This window comes from Necropsobacter massiliensis (assembly GCF_000827595.2).
Lineage (GTDB): Bacteria > Pseudomonadota > Gammaproteobacteria > Enterobacterales > Pasteurellaceae > Necropsobacter > Necropsobacter massiliensis.
Genome location: NZ_LN776214.1, coordinates 1 through 880 on the forward strand (window position 1 = coordinate 1; position 880 = coordinate 880).

Here is an 880-nt window from a genome sequence, read left to right on the forward strand (position 1 = left end):
AAAATTCACCGCACTTTTACTGACCGGCGTCAGCTGCTCGGTTTGGGCGGATGCCGTAACGGAGTTACAGGCGCGATTGAGCAAAGTCGAGGTACTGAGCGCCGATTATAGCCAGAAAGTCAGCGATCCGAAAGGCAAGGAAATTCAGCAGGGCAGCGGTAAAATTCAGATTAAACGTCCGAATTTATTCCGTATGGATAATAAAGCGCCGCAGGAAACTCAGATTATTTCCGACGGCAAAACTCTGTGGTTTTATGATCCTTTTGTCGAGCAGGTGACGGCTAATTGGGTGAAAGATGCAGTAAACGATACGCCTTTTGTGCTGTTGACCAGCGATAATAAAAGTCACTGGAACCAATATTCGGTGGAACAGCGCGCCGATACGTTTGTGTTGAAACCGAAATCCGGCAAAAGCAATATCAAGCAGTTTGATATTCGGATTGATGCCGACGGCGTGCTGAAAAATTTCAGTACTATTGAAAAAGACGGACAGGCGAATTTGTATTTGCTGCGTAATATTACCAACCAACCGTTGGCGGATAACCTGTTCCAGTTTACCTTGCCGAAGGGTGTAGAACTAGACGATCAGCGCAACAAAAAATAAAGCGCAGAATGATTGCCGGCATGCGTTCTAGCGTGCCGGTTTTGCCTTCGAAAGAGAGTATGTTGTCCCCTCAATCCGTTTTAGAGATAATCAACGAGAACCGAATATGTCCAACCTAGCCTTTGATTTCAGCGAAAACGATTTTCGTCCTTTAGCCGCCCGCATGCGACCGCAGACATTGGCGCAGTATTGCGGGCAGGCGCATTTGGTTGCGCCGGGCAAACCGCTGCGCAGAGCCATTGAGGCGGGTCATGTTCATTCAATGATTTTCTGGGG

At 48.0% G+C, this 880-nt stretch carries 1 protein-coding gene and 1 pseudogene; both read left to right on the forward strand.

The features are described 5' to 3' along the window. Nucleotides 1-604 (forward strand): outer membrane lipoprotein periplasmic chaperone LolA (gene lolA / locus BN3349_RS11925; protein WP_040977600.1); only part of this gene is annotated, 604 nt, incomplete at its 5' end. 106 nt (nucleotides 605-710) lie between these two features. Then, a pseudogene (locus tag BN3349_RS11930) lies at nucleotides 711-880 on the forward strand (replication-associated recombination protein A); the annotation flags it as partial.